Origin of the sequence: Streptomyces sp. Ag109_O5-10 (genome assembly GCF_900105755.1) — a bacterium.
GTDB lineage: Bacteria > Actinomycetota > Actinomycetes > Streptomycetales > Streptomycetaceae > Streptomyces.
In genome coordinates this window covers 6,465,859-6,481,842 of sequence record NZ_FNTQ01000001.1, presented here as the reverse complement: position 1 = coordinate 6,481,842, position 15,984 = coordinate 6,465,859, and the positions used below count along the sequence as shown (strand labels likewise).

11 protein-coding genes and 1 pseudogene are annotated in these 15,984 nt (G+C 73.5%); 7 read left to right on the top strand and 5 right to left on the bottom strand.

Annotated features, from left to right (window positions below; translation table 11 throughout):
• Positions 1 to 2 precede the first annotated feature (2 nt).
• On the bottom strand, positions 3 to 878 hold the full coding sequence (locus BLW82_RS29550) for an alpha/beta hydrolase (protein WP_143063726.1): 876 nt from the start codon (positions 876 to 878) through the stop codon (positions 3 to 5).
• A 729-nt stretch (positions 879 to 1,607) separates the two neighbouring features.
• On the opposite strand from BLW82_RS29550, the gene BLW82_RS29545 reads away from it, so the two are divergent.
• Together BLW82_RS29545 and BLW82_RS29540 are read left to right on the top strand one after the other, a co-directional pair.
• The gene (locus BLW82_RS29545) at positions 1,608 to 1,808 is read left to right on the top strand and encodes a hypothetical protein (RefSeq protein ID WP_093503379.1); all 201 of its coding nucleotides are present in this window, start codon (positions 1,608 to 1,610) and stop codon (positions 1,806 to 1,808) included.
• Positions 1,809 to 2,113: 305 nt separating this feature from the next.
• The gene (locus BLW82_RS29540) at positions 2,114 to 3,850 is read left to right on the top strand and encodes a dolichyl-phosphate-mannose--protein mannosyltransferase (protein WP_177233109.1); all 1,737 of its coding nucleotides are present in this window, start codon (positions 2,114 to 2,116) and stop codon (positions 3,848 to 3,850) included.
• Positions 3,851 to 3,873: 23 nt separating this feature from the next.
• Here the strand turns inward: BLW82_RS29540 and BLW82_RS29535 are convergent.
• Both BLW82_RS29535 and BLW82_RS29530 read right to left on the bottom strand, forming a co-directional pair.
• Positions 3,874 to 4,062, bottom strand: a pseudogene (locus BLW82_RS29535) (AraC family transcriptional regulator); the annotation flags it as partial.
• 11 nt (positions 4,063 to 4,073) lie between these two features.
• A complete protein-coding gene (locus tag BLW82_RS29530; protein WP_093503377.1) occupies positions 4,074 to 5,393 on the bottom strand; it encodes an alpha/beta hydrolase in 1,320 nt (439 codons plus the stop codon).
• A gap of 195 nt (positions 5,394 to 5,588) precedes the next feature.
• Between BLW82_RS29530 and BLW82_RS46090 the strand changes: the two genes are divergently transcribed.
• On the top strand, positions 5,589 to 8,744 hold the full coding sequence (locus BLW82_RS46090) for a LuxR family transcriptional regulator (protein WP_093503375.1): 3,156 nt from the start codon (positions 5,589 to 5,591) through the stop codon (positions 8,742 to 8,744).
• Positions 8,745 to 8,884: 140 nt separating this feature from the next.
• A complete protein-coding gene (locus BLW82_RS29520) occupies positions 8,885 to 10,510 on the top strand; it encodes a S53 family peptidase (protein WP_093503373.1) in 1,626 nt (541 codons plus the stop codon).
• 81 nt (positions 10,511 to 10,591) lie between these two features.
• Here BLW82_RS29520 and BLW82_RS29515 read toward each other — a convergent pair whose 3' ends face one another.
• Positions 10,592 to 11,392, bottom strand: coding sequence for a hypothetical protein (locus BLW82_RS29515; protein ID WP_093503371.1), 801 nt, complete (start codon positions 11,390 to 11,392; stop codon positions 10,592 to 10,594).
• Between the two features lie 408 nt (positions 11,393 to 11,800).
• Here BLW82_RS29515 and BLW82_RS29510 point away from each other — a divergent pair, with 408 nt between their 5' ends.
• From BLW82_RS29510 to BLW82_RS29500, 3 genes are read left to right on the top strand one after another with little or no spacing between them, the layout of a single operon-like run.
• Positions 11,801 to 13,498, top strand: coding sequence for a GH25 family lysozyme (locus BLW82_RS29510; RefSeq protein ID WP_093503369.1), 1,698 nt, complete (start codon positions 11,801 to 11,803; stop codon positions 13,496 to 13,498).
• Between the two features lie 24 nt (positions 13,499 to 13,522).
• Positions 13,523 to 13,957, top strand: coding sequence for a hypothetical protein (locus BLW82_RS29505; RefSeq protein WP_093503367.1), 435 nt, complete (start codon positions 13,523 to 13,525; stop codon positions 13,955 to 13,957).
• 27 nt (positions 13,958 to 13,984) lie between these two features.
• Positions 13,985 to 14,734, top strand: coding sequence for a D-Ala-D-Ala carboxypeptidase family metallohydrolase (locus tag BLW82_RS29500; protein WP_177233108.1), 750 nt, complete (start codon positions 13,985 to 13,987; stop codon positions 14,732 to 14,734).
• A gap of 61 nt (positions 14,735 to 14,795) precedes the next feature.
• Here the strand turns inward: BLW82_RS29500 and BLW82_RS29495 are convergent, their stop codons facing one another.
• On the bottom strand, positions 14,796 to 15,857 hold the full coding sequence (locus tag BLW82_RS29495; RefSeq protein ID WP_093503365.1) for a helix-turn-helix domain-containing protein: 1,062 nt from the start codon (positions 15,855 to 15,857) through the stop codon (positions 14,796 to 14,798).
• Positions 15,858 to 15,984: the final 127 nt, after the last annotated feature.

Genomic DNA, 15,984 nt, shown 5'->3' with positions numbered 1-15,984 from the left:
CGTCAGCTCCGCGACGCGCCCGCGAGCAGCCAGTCCAGCACCTGGGGGAGCGCGCGCAAGGATGCGAAGTGGGCCGCCTTCGGCTCCAGGACGGCCTTGACGCGCGGGATGCGCGCGGCCAGCCAGGAGAAGTGGGAGGCGGGCGAGAACACGTCCTTCGCGCCGTGCCACAGCAGCACCGGCACCCTGATGCGCGCCGGATCGAAGCCCCAGGGACTGGTCAGCGCGATCGCGTCGTCGATCCACCCGTACGGGGTGCGCAACGCCTCACGATAGTTGCGCAGCAGCATCGACCAGGTACGGCTGTCGGAGACGATCCGCCGGTCGTCCTCGGTGAGCTCGGAGTACAGGTCCTCCAGCATCCGCGCCGGGTTGCGGCGGATGACCGCCGAGCGCGGGATGATCCGGGCCGCGTACCGCTCCGGATCGGTGACGGCCGTGCGGAACTCCTGGACGTTGAACGGCGCCATCCCGGCGAACCAGTCGAGCCCCTCGGCATCCCGCGGCGCGAGTGCCACCATGGCCGCCGCCCGGGTGACCCGGTCCGGCAGCAGCGCCGCACACGCGAGGGCGTGCGGTCCGCCGCCGGAACGGCCGACCACCGCGAACCGCTTCAGGCCGAGGGCGTCCGCCACCGCCGCCACATCTTCGACGGCATCCGCCACCTGCCGGCCGGCCCAGCGGTCCGACCCGCCGTATCCCGGGCGGTCGAAGCTGATGAGTGCCGCACCGCACTGTTGCAGGAACCGGATCCGGGGCCGCGGGCCGACCCGGCTGCCGGGCATGCCGTGCAGGAGGAAAACCGGCCGCTCCCAGGAGGTCACCGGCACCTCCACCTGCAATCGTCGCCCGTTGGCCGTCCTCACCAGGTGATGCACTGTCGCGTCCCTCCTTCCTCGCCGATGGCCGGGCTCGCATGGCACGAGATGTGCCCACAGCCGCGAATCGCAAAACGAGTGGTGGCCCTTGCCGCTCAGCACACGAACCAGCGGCGGGTCACCGCCCCGGCCGGTTCCCGGCGGAAGCGGACCAGGTCGGCGACGCGGTTGACCAGGAGGAGGCCGCGAGAGGCGGGGCGGTCGGCAGCGGCCGGTCGTATCGGGGGGAACCGCCTCCGGAGCGTAGCCGCCGAGGCGCGACTCACCTTCCCGAGGGGAGAGTCGGATGTGAGGTGGGGCGGGGCAGGGGGGACGAAGGGGCCGGGTGCGCCGGGCAGAAGGCGGCGCGGCACGCGCCGTGCCGGCTCCCGGACGGTCACGGGGCCGTCTCCCCGCCGCCGGTTCGGACCGGCGGTCGGGAGGCATGTGTGCGATCCGGCGCGCGTTGCCACGGGTGCGGGGCGCGCGTGCGGTCGGTGCGGGTGCGGGTGCGGGTGCGGCCGGTGTGTACCCGCCCGCCCGCACACCGGTACTAGTACGGCAGGATGCGCCCGGAAGGCGTCCTGCGGTCGATCTCCTGCCCGCGGGGAGCGGGCCGACGAACAACGCGTACGCGGATCCGACCGTCCATGACGCCCTCCTCTTGCCGAGCCTGACCGGTGCCTGCTGTCCGGTAGGAGGGCTCTGCCCCGCACATGGCGGCTCCAAGCCTGGAGCGGGGCAGGAAAGTTGGCGGGGCCACGCGAACCTGGGCCGGGCGAGGCGGCCGCCGGTGCCCTGTCGGCACGGGGTGCGGCCCGGCGGCGCCGGCGTGACTCGCTGCCGATCGGCGTGCTGCCCGACACCCGCGGGCTCACCGAACTCGTGGTGCTCAAAGTGGGGTTGGAGGCCGGGGTGATCGGCTCCGGCTGTATGCGCCGCTGTTCGTGACGGTGCCGGCCACCCCGGCCCCGCCGGACCGCTGATCGGCCCGCTCCACCGGCCAGCCGGCACACCACCCGCCCAGCGCGCCGCGACCGGCACCGGCAGAGGCACCGGCACCGACGCCGCCCCCGGTTCCGGGCAGACACCGGGAGCCGGACTCGGGGCAGACACCGGGACCCCGGACTCCGGGCAGACACCGGGACCCCGGACTCCGGGCAGGCCGCCGGCCGGGGACCCGGAGCCGGCGCCACAGCCGTCGCGACTCCACAGCCGCTTCGCGGCCCGGTGCGCGCACGGCCTAAGGTCGTCCGGTGACGAACAGCAGCGCGACGCGTTCCCACGACCTCGACGGCATACGCCCGGCGCCGAAGTCCCCGGTGTGGCCCGACCGGCTGCGCCGGTTCGGTTACGCCGGGGCCCCGCGCGCGGGCGCGCGCGGCGGTGTCCGGGAACGCCTGGTCCCGCCCTTCCCCGAGCCCCCCACGCGGCTCTGGCAACTCCTGGGCCTCGCCCCGGCCCGGGCGCGACGGCTCGCGCGGGCGACGGAGTGGCTGGGCCCGCTGCTCGTCGCCGCCCTGGCCGGTGTCCTGCGCTTCTGGCACCTCGGCCGGCCGCGGGATCTCATCTTCGACGAGACGTACTACGCCAAGGACGCCTGGGCGCTGCTGCACCTCGGTTACGAGGGCAGCTGGCCGGACCGCAAGATCGCCGACCCGCAGATCCTGGCGCACCCCCAGGTGATCTCGCTCTCCGACACCGGTTCCTTCGTCGCGCACCCGCCGACCGGAAAGTGGGTGATCGCGGCCGGCGAGTGGCTGTTCGGTCTCGACCCGGTCGGCTGGCGGTTCATGACGGCTGCCCTCGGCACCCTGTCGGTGTTCATGCTGTGCCGCATCGGCCGCCGCCTGTTCCGCTCGACCTTCCTGGGCTGCCTGGCCGGGGCGCTGCTGGCGATCGACGGCCTGCACCTGGTGATGAGCCGCACCGCGCTGCTCGACCTCGTCGTCATGTTCTTCGTGCTGGCGGCGTTCGGCTGCCTGCTGATCGACCGGGACCGGTCCAGGGCCAGGCTGGCGGCGGCCCTGCCGGCCGACGCGGAAGGCGCGGTGCGCCCGGACGCGGACACCGGCGACCGCGCCGGGACGGGCCGTCGGCCCTGGCGCCTCGCGGCCGGCGTCCTCCTGGGCCTGGCGGCCTCGACGAAGTGGAACGGCCTGTACGTCCTGGTCTTCTTCGTGGTCCTGACGCTGCTCTGGGACGTCGGTGCCCGCCGCGTCGCCGGGGCCCGCCACCCGTACCGGGCGGTCCTGCGCCGTGACCTCGGCCGGTCGGTCCTCGCCCTCGTCCCGACCGCGCTCCTGACGTACCTGCTGTCCTGGACCGGCTGGTTCCTGTCCGACGACGGCTGGGGCCGGCACTGGGCGGACGGCCGCGGCGGCACCTGGTCGTGGATACCGGCCCCGCTGCGCAGCTTCTGGCACTACGAGTACCTCGTCTACCAGTTCAACGTGAACCTGCACACGCCGCACAAGTACCAGTCGAACCCGTGGAGCTGGCTGGTCCTCGGCCGTCCCGTGCTGTTCGCCTACGACTCGCCGCAGCCCGGCCAGGACGGCTGCTCCGGCGCGGCCGCCTGCACCCGCACGGTCCTCGCCCTGGGTACCCCCATGCTGTGGTGGTCGGCCTGCTTCGCCCTCGCCTACCTGCTCTACCGGTGGGCGCTGCGCCGCGACTGGCGGGCCGGGGCGATCCTCTGCGCGGTGGCGGCCGGTTACCTCCCCTGGTTCCTCTACCAGGACCGTACGGTCTTCTCCTTCTACGCCGTGGTCTTCGTGCCGTACCTGTGCCTGGCCGTGGCGATGCTGGTCGGCGCCCTGCTCGGGCCGCCGGGCGCGCCGGAGCGGCGGCGGCTGCGGGGCGCGGTGGCCGCGGGGGTGCTGGTGCTCCTCATCGCCTGGAACTTCGTCTACTTCTACCCGGTCTACACGGGGCAGACGATTCCCTACACCGGCTGGCAGTCCAGGATGTGGTTCGACACCTGGATCTGAGCGCCGCCAGGTGACGCCGCTCCGTCGGCCTCGGCGACGAACTCCGGCGGCCGCTGCCCGGTCGCCTCGACGCCCTTCACGGACGTGACGACCGGGTCGGGCGTCGTGATGAACGCCTCCAGCCCCTGGTTGCGGCACCGGTCGGCCTGCGCGGCGGCGGTGAAGGAGTCCAGCCCGTGGAACCCGTCGAAGGTGACCACGGCCACCTGCACCGCTGCTGCGGTCAGCGGTGTGCCGTGGCCGTGGGGGTGGGCTCCGGGCCCTCCGCGCGCAGCGAGCGGTGGCCGTGGCCGGGAGTGGGGCGCGGAGTGGGCTTGCCCGCCGCCTCGGTCACCGGCTTCTTCGGGTGGTGCAGGGGCACGACGTCCTGCGGGAAGGTCAGCTGCTGGTTCATCCACTTCAGGGCGGCGGGCATCTCCCGTACCCAGGTGGGGAAGTTGTGGCTGCCGTTCTCGGGGAGGATGGAGACGACCCGCATGGGTGCCTTGACGGCCTTGATGAAGGCCTGGGTCGCGGCGTAGCCCTTCTCGCCGTGCTTGCTGTTGGCGACCAGGACCGAGACCTGGGGCACGGGCAGGTGCTTCAGCCGCCACATCAGGTCGTGGCCGTCGATCCGGGCCTGGCGGCCGGGGCCGCTGCCGAAGAGGTTGCCGGTGGTGGGGTCGTCCTTGACCCGGTAGTCGGGCGACAGGGCGGCGGCCGTGGTGTAGACACCGGGGTCGCGCATGGCGAGCTGGAGTGCGCAACTGGCGCCGGAGGAGTACCCCATGACGCCCCAGGAGCTCGCGTCGTGGCCGGCCCGGTAGACGGACTTGATCGCTTCCGGGAGGTCCTTGGCCAGGAACGTCTCGGTCTGCGGCCCGCCGGGGACGTCCACGCACTCGGTGTCGCGCGGCGGCGCGATGGTGGGCCGGATCATCACCATGATCGTCGGCTGCATCTGTCCCTTGCGCTGGAGTTCGCCGGCGGTCTGCGAGACCCGCAGGTGCTGGGCGAGGTTGTAGATGCTGCCGGGGTAGCCGCTGAGCGCGACGACCACCGGGAACCGCATGCGGTGGTACGCCTTCTGGAAGTACTGCGGCGGGAGGTAGACGAAGGCCGGGTCGATCACGCCGGTGCGCCGGCCGATGATCTTCACGGACTCCACCCGGCCGACGGCCGCGGCGGGCCCGTCGGGCAGCCCGCTGACCCTGCTCAACTGCTGGTCCCCGGCGGGCTGGACGAGCGATCCCCCGTGAACGCTGCTTATGCCGTTCACCGAGCCGCCGCCGTTCCCGCCGGCCGCCTGGGTCACGCCGACCGGGGCGGTGTCGACGTTGCCCAGCAGTTCGTTCCAGGAGCCGAAGAACTGGTACGACGAGTTCACCGCGCAGGCGAACGCCGCGACGATCGTCACCTGTGTCACCGCGACGGCCCCGAGCCGCCCCAGCACCTGCCACAGCCCCGTCTTGGCGAGCCGCGGCCACAGCCAGACCAGCAGCGCCACACACAGGGCGGCCAGCGCCGCCAGCGCGTATACGGTCGTTCGACTGGTCAAACCCATGTCACTCAGTCCCTGTTTTCCCTGCCCGTGTTTCGTTGCTTCCGCACAGGAGGAGGGCGGAAGAGCCTTCCGCGTTCCGTAACGAGGGATTCAGGAGAAAGACATGACCTGTTGGGCCATGTCGGGCAGGGGATCCGCCGCCGTGAGGTGACGAACGTCATTGACACACCCGATCCCCCGGGTTGTCATGAACACATGCAACTGACCGGGCGCCGAGCGCTTCTCGACGCCGCCCGGGTCCAGGCGGCGGCCCGCCCCGGACTGCTCCTCCACGGGCCCGCCGGCATCGGCAAGACCGCGCTCGTGGCGGCCCTCGCCGCGGACCCGGCGACCGGGACCGTCCTGCACTGCTCGCCCGCCGAGGCGGACGCCCGGCTGCCCTTCGCCGGGCTGGTCGACCTGTTCGCGCGGGTTCCGGAGAGCCGGCTGGAGAACCTGCCGCCGGAACCCCGGGCGGCGCTGCGATCGGCCCTGCTGCGCGGCGGGCGGCCCGCGGACGGCCGCGGTCTGCTCGCCGTGCGGGTCGCCGTCCTCGACGCGCTGCGCGCCCTGGCGGCCGACGGGCCCGTCCTGCTGGTCGTCGACGGCCTGCAGTGGCTCGACGAACCGACCGCCGAGGTCCTCGCCCACGTCGTACGACGGCTCGACGCCCCGGGGATACGGATGCTGGCCGCCGAGCGGGTGCCGGACGGCGGCCGGCCCGAGCGGCTGCACTGCTGCCCGCCGGGCACCCTCGAACTCCCGGTGCCGCCCCTGACCGACGGCGAGACCGCCCACCTGGTCCGCACCGGCCTGGGCGCCGACCTGCCCCCGGCGCTGCTCCGGGCGGTCGAGCAGAGCGCCGCCGGAAACCCGTACTACGCACTGGAGTTGGGGCGGGCCGTCCGGCACGCCCCGGCGCCCCCCGGGTTCGGCGCGCTGCCGCCGGTGCCCCCAGGGCTGCGCGCCCGCCTGCTGGAGCGGGCGCGTACGCTGCCGGAACCGGTGCGGCGCACCCTCCTCGTCGCGAGCGCCGCGGCCCGCCCCAGCCTCACCCTGCTGCGGGCGGCCGGGTTCCCGGACCCGGCCGCCGGCCTCGCGCAGGCGGAACGGCTCGGCATCGCGACCGCCGACGCCGACGGGGTCGTACGGTTCTGCCACCCCGTGCTGCGGGCCGCCGTGCACGCCGACGCCTCCGAGCAGGAGCGGCGGCAGGCGCACGCGCTGCTGGCCCGCGCGGTGCCCGAACCGGTGGAACGGGCCCGCCATCTCGCGCTCGCCCACCCCTACGAGGACGAGGACACGGCCCGCACCCTGATGGCGGCGGCCGGTTCCGCGCGCCACGACGGCGCCTCCGGCACCGCCTTCGAACTGGCCGCCCTCGCCGCCCGCCGCACCCCGGCCGCCCACCCGGCGGAACGTGCCGAACGGCTGCTGGCCGCCGCCGAGTACGCCTGCGACGCCGGGCGCACCGAGGAGGCGGGCGAGGCCGCCGGGGCCGTGCTCGCCCGGTCCGGCTCGGCGGCGCAGCGGGTGCGGGCCCGGCTGGTCCTGCTGCAATGCGCCGGGCAGGCGCTGGAGGGCACCGAGGACCTGATCGCGGACGGCCTGCGGGACGCGGCCGGCGATCCGCACTCCGAGGCCCGGCTGCACCACTGGGCCGCCGTGCGGGGCCTGCTGTGCGGGGAGTTGACGGAGGCGGCCGAGCACGCCCGGCAGGCGGCCGCGACCGGCGACACCGGGACCAGGATCGACGCCCTCGCGACCCTGGCCCGGGTGCGCTCCCTGGCCGGTGACCCGGTCGCCGCCGACACGGCCCTGGCAGAGGCACTGACCTTGCTTTCGGCGCCCCGAAGGGGCGCTGGGCCCCTGCCCACATGCGGCTGCCGCCGCGCGGGCGCGGCCAGCCACGACGAAGCCGCAGCCGAAGGCCACCCCGACCCGGCGGCGCCCTTCACAGGCGCGCGGCACTGCGCGACAGGCCATGTCCACGACGAAGCCGCGGTCGGCACACGGCAGATCGCGGCACCGCCGGCTGTCCCGGCGCTCCCGGCGCTCTCGGCGCTCCCGGCGCTCCCGGCGCTCCCGGCGCTCCCGGCGCTCCCGGCGCTCCCGGCGCTCCCGGCGCTCCCGGCGGAGCGTTCCCGCGGCCCGGAGAGCCGGCGGCTGATCCGGATGCGGGCGATCCTCGCCCTGGACTCCGACCGGGTCACCGAAGCCCGCGACCAGGTCCTCCCGCTGCTCGCCGTGACCGGGGAGCCGGCCGGGGCCGAGGACACCGTCGCGACCCTGGTGGCGCTGACCCGCATCCAGGTGCGCGCCGGGCACTGCCGGGAGGCGCTGCGCACCGCGGCCCGCTGCTCGCGCGCCCTGGCCGACACGGCTCCGGCGCTGTACGCGGCGGCCCTCGCCGCGACCGCGGGCGGCACCGTCGAGGAGGCCCGCCGGCTGGCCGTACGGGCGGTCCGCGCCTCGGAGGCCGACGGCGACCGGCTGTTCCTGCTGCGCGCCCTCGCCGTCCTCGGGCAGGCCGAACTCCTCGGCGGCGATCCGCGCGGCGCGGCGGCCGCGGTCGAGGCGCTGCAACGCGTCCGGGAACTCGGCGAGGCGATGTGCGCCGCCGACCCGCCGCTGCTGCACTGGTACGGCGACCTGGCCGAGGCCCTGGTCGTGCTCGGCGAGACGGAGGAGGCCGGGGCGGTGCTCCACGACGCCCGCGCGCGGGTGCCGGACGGGGCGCCCGGCAGTGTCCTCGCGGCGCTGGACCGGGCGGAGGGGCTGCGCGAGGCGGGGCTCGGCCGGGCCCGGGAGGGCGAGGTACGGCTGCGCGCCGCCGTCGACCGGCTGCGCCAGCTGCCGCTCCCGGTCGAGCTGGTGCGCACCCTGATCGCGCTCGGTGCGGTCGAGCGCCGTGCCCGCCGCCGGAACGCGGCCCGGAAGGCGCTCGCCGAGGCCCTGGAGACGGCGACCCGGATCGGCGCGGCCCCGCTCGCGGCCCGGGCCAGGGACGAACTGGCCCGGCTGGCAGCCGGGGAGCGCGGCGCCGAGGCGGGCGCGGGCGGGCCCGACCTCACGCCCACGGAGGCGCGGATCGCCGAACTGGTCGGCGGCGGGGCGACCAACAGGGAGGTCGCCGCCGAGCTGTTCATCAGCGTCAAGACGGTCGAGGGGACGCTGTCCCGGGTCTACCGCAAGGTCGGCGTCCGCTCCCGCACCGCGCTGGCGCACGCGATGGCGGTCGCTGTCATCGCCTCGGGCGCGGCGTCCGCGGACACCACCGACGACGACCGAACCGGCCCAAGCGCCCAGGCGGTGACGGTGAGTCAGGTCGCGCGGGCCCGGCTCCCCCGTCCGCTCGACACACGCCGTTGACATGACACCGGCCGTTAACACGTGACGCAAGGGTTCCCCCGCTTACGGGGGCGGGGCCGCAGTTCCTACGGTGATCCCGTTCCGCTTCCGGAACACTGCCCACCCCCCACTCCCCACCCCCACTCTCCGGAGGAACCTCGGTGAAGTCACGCCTGAAACTGCTCGGTCTGGTCGCCGCGCCGGCGCTGATCACGGCGGTCGTTCCCGCCGCCTACGCGGCCGACGCCCCGCACACCGCCCGGGCCGCCGTCGCCGGGGACGTGCTGCCCGGCCTGAGGCACGACGCGTCCCGCACCGGCAACGTCGGCTCGGGCCGGCGCATATCGGTGGCGATCAGCCTGACGCCCAGAGGCGGCAGCGCCCTCGACACCTTCATAGCGAAGGTCAGCGACCCGCACTCGGCCGCCTACGGCCACTACCTGACGAAGGGCCAGTTCGCGGCCCGCTTCGGCCGGACCGACGCCGAGGTCGAGCAGCTGAAGGACTACCTGCGTTCCCAGGGCGTCACCGTCGGCAAGGTGCACTCCGGCAACCTGCTCGTCGACGCCAGCGGCACCGCCGCCCAGCTGCAGAAGGCGTTCGGCACCCGGCTGTCGACCTGGAAGGACTCGGCGACGGGCCGCTCCTTCTACGCCAACGACAGCGCGCCGACGCTCCCGTCCTCCCTCGCCGCCATCGTCAGCGACGTGGCCGGCCTCAACAACCGCGTCCAGCTGCACCACCAGGCGACCCCGCACACCGTCTCCCCCCACAACGGCCCCGGCGGCGGCTACACCCCGGCCCAGCTCAAGGGCGGCTACAACGTCTCCGGCACGTACACCGGCAGCGGCCAGAAGATCGCGCTCCTGGAGTTCGACGGCTTCCAGCAGTCCAACATCACCAAGTACGACAACAACTACAGCCTCGGCTCACCCACCCCGACCGTGTCCAAGGTCGACGGCGGTTCCGGTGCGCTCGGCGACGGCCAGGTCGAGGTCGAGCTGGACATCGAGGTGCTGCACGCGATCGCCCCGAAGGCGAACGTGACGGTCTTCGAGGGGCCCAACTCGGACGCCGGCGAGGTCGACACCTACCAGGCCATCGTCGACAGCGGCATCCCGACCACCTCGATCAGCTGGGGCGCGGCCGAGTCCGCCCGCACCACCTCCAACATCAACGCCGTGGACGCGGTCTTCAAGGCGGGCGCCGCCGAGGGCCTCGGCTTCTACGCGGCCTCCGGCGACGACGGCTCCGACGACGCGGGCGACGGCGGCACCTCCGTCGACTTCCCGGCCAGCGACCCGTACGTCACCGGTGTCGGCGGCACCAAGCTGACCGTGACCTCCGCCAACGCGTTCAGCAAGGAGGTGGCCTGGTCCGGCGGCGGAGGCGGCAAGTCCTCCGTCTTCAAGATCCCGAGCTGGCAGACGGCCGTCCAGAAGAGCGCGGGCGGCGGCTACCGCCAGGTCCCGGACGTCTCGGCGCACGCCAACCCGAGCCCCGGTGTCTCCATCTACTCGCAGGGCTCCTGGTCCTCGGTCGGCGGCACCAGCGCCGCGGCCCCCGAGTGGGCGGCGTTCGCGGCCCTCTACAACCAGCAGGCCGCGGCGGCGGGCAAGGCCAACCTCGGCTTCGCCAACCCCGCCCTCTACGGGGCGAGCGGCACCGGCTTCCACGACATCACCAGCGGCAGCAACGGCGCCTACTCCGCGGCCACCGGCTGGGACTTCACCACCGGCTGGGGCTCGTACAACGCCTCGACGCTGGCGACGAAGCTGCTCGGCTGACCCACCCCACCCGCCGAACCGGCGAACCGCCCCTGCGTGGACCGGGACCCCTCCCGGCCCGCGCGGGGGCGCCGTGCTCAGTCACCTGACGTCGACGAAGTCACCGGCCGCCGTGGCCGGGCCGGTGGTGGCGGTGCCGGCGAAGACGAACCGGAAGTAGCCGTCGGCCTTGGCCTTGGTGGTGGTCCGCAGCGCTCCGGCGGCGCCGCTGGTGACCGTCTTCAGGGTGGTGTAGGCGTAACTGCCCTTCTTGCGGAACTGCAGCTTGACCGACTGCCCCTGGTAGCCGGTGTAGCTGCCGCTCTCCCAGTTCGCCCGGCCGAGCCTGCCGGTGACGGTGACGGTTCTGCCCTTCTTCACCGGCTCGGGCGCCGCGTTCACCGTGACCTTCGCCAGCCGCTTGATCCGGGCGGTGCCCGCGGCGTCGGTCTCGGTCCAGTCGTCGGTGTTGTCCTGGGCGCCGGCGAGCACCTTCCAGGTGCCGGCCAGGCCGTTGTGGTCGAGGTCCCGGGCCGCGTCCACGGCGAAGCTCACCTTGCAGGTGCTAGTGGTGGGGTCGGTGGCCGACACCGTGCAGGTGCCCGGCGGCGGGTAGAGCGGCAGGATGCCGTCGGCGTCGTCGGTGTTCGGGCCGTGCCACAGGTAGGCGTAGGAGGCGGCGACGCCGTCCGGGTCGGTCGCCGTCCAGGTGATGGTGACGGTCTTTTTGGTGGTGAGGCCGAGGACGATGTCCTTGCCGCCGTCGACGGCGACGTGCGAGAACACCGTGCCGCTCGGCGCGGCCCGGTCCGCCGCCAGGGCGGCTGTCGGAGCCGCCGACGCGGCAAGGGCGGAAAGGCCGGTGGCAAGGGACACGGCGGCGACGGCCGGACGGATGCGCATGGAATCCCCTCTCGGGATCGACGGCCCGCCGCCTCCGGACGGCGGGTCCTGATGCTGCGTCACACCGGCTAGACATGTGGGGGACCGTCACGGTTGCCCTGTTGTTCCCACCGCGTTCAGGGCGGCCGGAGCATCGGGGAGCGGGTCGCTGAACCGCCCCGCCATCGGGCTGAACCCCGCGGGACCGACGGCCGGAGCCGTCACGCCGTCCCGCTGCGCCCCGCGCGTCCTCCCCCTGTGCCGCCCGTGTCCCAAGGCCGTCCCAGCGGCCGTCCGTCCCCGCAGGTCACCGGCGTGTCACCGTCCCGGCGTCCCGAACCGGGGCGAGGGGCTCCGGCCCGCGGGACGGCCGCTGCCAGCATGGCCGGGCCGGGGGCTCCCGGCCAACTCACATGAGGGGGAACACAGATGGGACGGAGGACGCTACTGCGGGGTCTGACCCTCGCCGTGGCAGCGGTCCTGCCCCTGTACGGACCCACGGCGGTGCACGCGGCCCAGACCGCGACCGCCACCACGGCCACGGCCGCCGCCACCGCGGTCGCGGTCTGCGGGCACACCGGCGAACAGCCCACGCTGCGGCAGGGATCGACGGGGGACCCGACGGTCGAGGCGCAGTGCGAACTCGACCTCGCGACGAAACCCAGCCGGTACACGCCGATCGCGGCGGACGGCTCGTTCGGCCCGGCGACGGAGACGCGGGTCAAGGAGTTCCAGGCGTGCGCCGGGCTGAGCGCGGACGGCGTGCTCGGCCCGCAGACCTGGGCGGCGCTCAACACCTGGGCCGCCGCACCGCACACCTGCCCCACCCAGGGCACCTCGGCCACGGCGCAGGCGGCCGTGTGCGGTCACACCGACACGCGTCCGACCCTGCGCAAGGGCGCGAACGGTGTCGAGGTCAAGGAGCTGCAGTGCCGGCTCAACCTGGCCATGGAGCCGTTCCACTACCCGCCGCTGACGATCGACGGCGACTTCGGGGGCGGCACCGAGGGCCGCGTCGTCGAGCTGCAGCACTGCGCGGGCCTCAGTGCCGACGGCGTCGTGGGCCCCAACACCTGGGCGAAGCTGGCCGACTGGTCCGGCCGTAACACGTACTGCACACCACCGCGCCCCGCCGGCTACCCGGTCGACGGCCTGGACACGGCCAAGTACCAGCACCCGGGCGGCGCGCCGATCGACTGGAAGGCCGTACGGGCCTCGGGCGTCGAGTTCGCGACGATCAAGGCCACCCGCGGCCTGAACGTCACCGACGAGTACCTCGCCACCGACCTGCCGGCGGCCAGGGCGGCGGGACTCGCCGTCGCGCCCTACCACTTCTACACGGGCACCGCGGCCGACACGGGCGGCGCGCAGGCCGACCGGTTCATCGCCGCCGTGCGGGCGACCGGCTACACCGGGCAGCGCGCGGGCGACCTGCCGCCGGTGTTCGACCTGGAGCGCATGGACGACGGCACCGGACGCTGTCCCACCTACGGCACGGTGGCCGACGCCAAGGCCTGGCTCGACAAGGTGGAGGCCGCCTTCGGCCGTACCCCGGTCATCTACACGCAGAAGTCCTTCCTGGACGACTGCCTCGGTTCGACCACCGCCTTCGCCCGGTATCCGCTGCAACTCGCGGACTACCGCCAGTCGATCACCCAGCCGCCGCTGCCGAACGGCTCGACGACCTGGGCGATGTGGCAGTACACCGACGCCGCGCTGTTCCCGGGCATCAAGGCCCCGGCGACCGCCGACGTGTTCAACGGCACCCAGGCCGACCTGGACCGGCTGGCCAACCGGACCGGCACCGCGACGGCGTCCGTCGTCGCCGCGGCCGCGACGACCTGCTACGGCGGGGCGGTGACGGTGCGCTACGGGGACGTCCTCGACTTCGGCCCCTACTGGACCACCAGCCGCTGCACCGACATCAACATGCGGGTCACCGGCGGAACCGCGGACTACGTGAACGCCTGCGTCAAGTTCGCGAAGACCGGTACCTGCAACCGCTGGACCAAGGTCGGCCGCAGCTGGACGACCATCGCCACCGACGTGCTCGACGGCACCAAGTTCACCGTCCCCAACGGCGTGCCCCTGGAGGGCGACGACGCCGTCATGCAGATCGCCTTCTGACCCGCCGGCCGTAGGGAGACCACCATGATCCGCAACAGAACGCTCGCCTCCGCCCTGTGCGCCGCGGCCGCCCTGCTGGGCGTGGGCGCCGTGCCCGCCTCGGCGCAGACCTCGACCGCCGCCATCGCCTCGGCCACCGCCACCAGTTGCTACGGCGGCGCGAAGACCCTGACGTACCACTACCAGGCGGCCGCCAAGGAGTACGGCACCTACACCACGTCCTCGCGGTGCAACGACATCAACCTGCGGCTCATCACGGACGAGCCGGGCGTGTACCTGGACGCGTGCGTGGTGTTCGTCGACCACACCACCAAGTGCAACAACGACGACGCGTACACCACGCACGGTACCGAGTGGGGAACCGTCGCCACCGACGTCAAGGACGGCACCCACTTCGTCCTGCGCGTGCACGCCTACGACATCGACGCGCAGAACGTGACGTTCCAGATCGCCTACTGACCTCCTCGCACGCTCGAAAGGACGACCATGACCTTCTCCTCCCGTCCCCTGGACCGCCGCACCATGCTGCGCGGCACGCTGGCCGCCGGCGCCGGCATAGCCTTCGGCCAGCTGCTGTTCTCGGGCACCGCGCAGGCCTATTCCTGGTCGCGCACGCTGACCCAGGGCGCCACCGGCGCCGACGTGACCGAACTGCAGATCCGGATCGCGGGCTGGGCGGCGGACAGCGCCGGCCACAGCCGGGTGAGCATCGACGGGGACTTCGGCTCCGGCACGGCCGCCGCCGTACGCCGGTTCCAGGCGGCGTACGGTCTCAGCGTCGACGCCGAGGTCGGCCCCAACACCCAGGCGAAGCTCAATTCGCTGGAGCAGTCGGACGGCTCCACGCTCCACTTCAACTGGAGCGAGTTCGTGAACCAGTCGGACGGCACCTTCAACGGCGGCAAGCTGAGCGCCTCCCAGGTGAAGGAGAACGTCCGCCGCTGCATGTACAAGCTGGAGGCGCTGCGCAAGAAGCTCGGCGACAAGCCGATCACCGTCAACTCCGGCTTCCGCAGCATCGCGCACAACGCCGAGATCGGCGGGGCGAGCGACAGCATGCACCTGTACGGGACGGCCGCCGACCTGGACGTGCCCGGGGTGGCCACCAAGACCGTCTACCAGAAGGCGGAGACCTGCGGGTTCTCCGGCCTCGAGACATACACCGTCGACCACCAGCACGTGGACAGCAGGGCCGACCTCGGCCGTGACTGGTGGTGGGAGGACGGCACCGTCTGACGCCGCTCCCGGGGGAGCGGAGCTCCGGGTACCGCCGCTTCGGTACCCGGAGCTCCGGGCTTCACTGTTTCGGTGTGCTCACCGGCGTGGTCTTGAGCGCCGCCTCGCAGGAGGGCCAGTCGTGGAAGTCGTGCCGGACGCTCCACAGCCGGTGGGCCGCCCTGATGTTCCAGTCCGGGTCGAACGCCCGCAACGGGGTGCCGTCGAGGTCCCGCAGCCGGGCGTCGGAGATCTGGAACACACCCCAGTTGCGGCTGCCGTTGGTGTTGGGCAGCACGTACAGCGGGTCGAGGAACGACGCGCAGCGGGCGACGGCCACGGCGGTGCCGGGATCCTCGGTGAACACCTCGCGGATCCGCTGCGCCACCCTGGCCCCCGACCAGGTCGTCATCCTCACCCGCTGCGCGTAGAGAGCCCTCTTGGTGGCGTCGTCGACCACGTTGGTGGCCGGCAGCCCCGCCAGCACCTGGAACGCGGTCACCCTGCGCAGGGTCTCCGGCCCGAAGTCGCCGTCGACGGCGAGCTTGCCCTTCGCCCGGGCCAGCAGGGTCTGCACCTCGCGCACGCAGGCGTCGTGCTGCCCCATGCTCACGGTCTTGCAGGCCGGGGAGTCCAGCACCCTGTCACCGGACGCCGACGCGGCACCGTCGGGAGCGCTGCCGGGCAGCCACATGAAGCCGGCCACCAGCACCACCACGACCACGGCGGCCAGGACCGCGGCCCGCGGGGACAGCTTGTCGGGCACCCGGAACCGCCGCCTCCGCCCGATCTCCGGCGGGGTGACGTCCTCCGGCAGGGCAGCATCCTCCGGTACGGCGGCGTCCTCCGGTACGGCCGCATCCTCCGGTACGGCAGCCGCGGGCGCCGGCGCGTCCCGGTCGGTGTCCGCCAGCGCCCACAGCCGGTGGAGTTCGCGGAGTTCCTCCGCGTCGGCGCCGCACACCTTGGCGAAGGCGTGCACCACGCGGTAGTCCACCGGGACGCTGAGGCCGGAGCAGTACCGGTGCAGACTGGAACCGCTGACACCCGCCTCTTTGCCGAGGCGGTCGTATCCTCGGCCGCTGCGGTCCTTCAGCATCCGAAGACGGGCGGCGAATTTCTCGGTATGCGGAGAGGCAACCACGCGTCCCCCGTTGCTCAAGCGTCTACTGACGGGTAGAAGCTACACCGCGGAATTGGAACGCGTACGTTGTTCCGTTGCCCTGACGCGATCGCCAACGACCTTTTCTCACACGTTATTTGACAATCCA